Source organism: Streptomyces kebangsaanensis, from assembly GCF_001906585.1.
Classification (GTDB): Bacteria; Actinomycetota; Actinomycetes; order Streptomycetales; family Streptomycetaceae; genus Streptomyces; species Streptomyces kebangsaanensis.
In genome coordinates, this window is record NZ_JUJA01000156.1 from 19459 (window position 1) to 21955 (window position 2497).

The window sequence follows — 2497 nt, forward strand, 5'->3', positions numbered from 1 at the left end:
CCGAGTGGGTGCGGCGGCCCGTGTTTCACGTGAAACGCCCTCGCCGGACGGCGAAGCGGCTAATTGTTCGTGCCTCCGAAGAAGCCGCCTCCGTTGCCGTTGCCCCGGTTGCCGCCTCCGTTGCCGTTGCCGTTGTCGATACCACCTGAGTCGGAGGGGGAAGGCTCCGGGGTGATACCGCCGTCCGTGCCGCCGTCGCCCGTCTGACCGCCGTTGTCACCGCAGCCGAGGAAGCCGCAACGTGTCCGGGTCGGCGTGGGCGTCGGGGTGGGCTCGGTCTGGCTGGGCGTGGGCGAGGGAGTCGGGCTCTCCTCCTGGGTCTCGGTGACCGAAGGAGTCGGCGTGGGGCTGGGCTCGGCGTTGACGATCTCGCCGATGGGCTCCGGCGTCGGGAACTTCTTGGCCGGCTGGCCCTTGAGCGCCTCCAGCATGTAGTCGTGCCAGATCTCGGCCGGGAACGAGGCGCCGTGGATCTTCTCCTGGCCACCCGTGCCGAACATCTTCAGGAACTCGCGCGATTTGTTGTTCGCGTCGTCGTCGAGCCGGAACATGCTGATCGCGGTCGACAGCTGCGGGGTGTAGCCGACGAACCAGGCCGACTTGTTGCCGTCCGTGGTACCCGTCTTGCCGGCCACCTCACGACCCGGCAACTGGGCGTTGGTGCCCGTGCCCTTCTCGACCACGGTCTTCAGGATGTCGGTGACGTTGTCGGCCACCTTCGCGGTGAAGGCATCCTTGGGCCGGCTTTCGTGCTTGAAGAGCACACCGTCCTTGTTCTCGACCCTGGTGACCGAGAACGGATCGTTCTGCTTCCCGCTGGCAGCGAAGGTGGCGTACGAGCCCGCCATGCGGATGGCGCTGGGATCGGAGATGCCGATGGAGAAGGACGGGAAGGTGGCGCCGGTCAGGCTGTTCTCCTTCAGGCCGGCGTTGACGGCCGCATCCTTGACCTTGTCCAGGCCCACGTCCATGCCCAGCTGCACGAAGGCGGAGTTCACCGACCAACGCATCGCCTCGCGAAGATCGATCAGGTAGTCGGGCGGGCTGCCGTAGGACTCCTGGCCGTCATTGACCTGGAGCCACTCCCGGTCCTTCTCGTCGGTCCAGACCGTCCCGTCGTACTCCTTGATCTTGAGCTTGTTCTGACCGCTGAAGCGGCTCTTGGGCGAGACCTGCGTGCGCTCGTCCTGCGGCTGTGTCTTTCCGAGACTGGGATTGCGGACGCCGTCCTGCATGGCCGCGGCCAGCACGAACGGCTTGAACGTCGAGCCCACCTGGGCACCCGTGGCGTCGGCGTTGTTCGTGAAGTGCTTCGTCGCGTCCTCACCGCCGTAGACCGCCACGATGGCACCCGTTTCCGGGTCGACCGAGGCCCCGCCGAACTGGACGTGCGTGTCGGTCCTCGGGCGCTTCTTGGGATCGATGTTCGCCTTGTACACGTCCTTGACGGCCTTCTCCAGCTTTTCGACCTTCTTCCGGTCGAAGGTCGTGTGGATCTGGTAGCCGCCCTGTTGCAGGTCGTCGGCGGTGATCTCCGTGTTGTTGATTACGTACCCCTTGGCGAGGTCGACGAGATAGCCGATCTGGCCGCTCAGCTGCGTGTTCGACCTGGGGTTCTCCAGCTTGGGCAGCGTCGTGTGCTTGGCCCGTTCCGTGGCGTCCAGATGGCCGTACTCGACCATCTTCTCGAGGGTGTCCTGCATCTGTCGCAGAGCCCGCCTCTTGTTGTCCTCGGGCGTGGCCGCCGGGTCGATCGAGGTCGCGCCCGCGGGGTCGTAGTAGGTCGCGCCCTTGAGCATCGCGGCCAGGAAGGCGCACTCACCCGGATCCAGTTCGCGGGCGTCCTTGTTGAAGTACGCGCGCGCGGCCGCCTGGAGACCGTACGCCCCGCGACCGTAGTACGCGGAGTTCAGATAGCCGGCCATGATCTTGCGCTTGGGCTGGGTGGCCCCGACCTTGATCGCGACGAAGATCTCCTTGAACTTCCGCGAGAACGTCTGCGACTGGTCGTTGAGCATGGCGTTCTTGACGTACTGCTGGGTGATGGTGGAACCACCCTGCGTCTGACCGCCCTTCGCCATGTTGAGCACGGCGCGCCCGATGCCCTTGGGGTCGATGCCGCTGTCGGTCTCGAAGGACTTGTTCTCCTGCGAGATGACGGCGTACCGCATCTCCTCGGGGATGGATTCGTAGTTGATGATCTGGCGGTTGATCTCACCGCCCGTCCGCACCATCTCGGTGCCGTTCGACCAGTAGTACACGTTGTTCTGGGCGGTCGCGGTCTTGTCGACGTCCGGCACGGACACCATGGCGTACCCGATGCCCGCGAGCGCCACCAGGCTTCCCATGAAGCCGATGAACAGCCCTGTCACGAGCTTCCAGGACGGCATCCAGCGATGCCATCCGTACTTGCCCGCGCGCGGGTAGTCGATGATCCGGTTCTTGTCGGGCGGTGCCACGCGGCCGCGGCCGCGCCCGTTGGGACCGGCCGGCGGCC

General features: G+C 65.8%; 1 protein-coding gene. It reads right to left on the minus strand.

The features are described from left to right. Positions 1 to 59: 59 nt before the first annotated feature. The coding region (locus tag RH94_RS26385) for a transglycosylase domain-containing protein (RefSeq protein ID WP_407697358.1) at positions 60 to 2497 on the minus strand (2438 nt) is incomplete at its 5' end.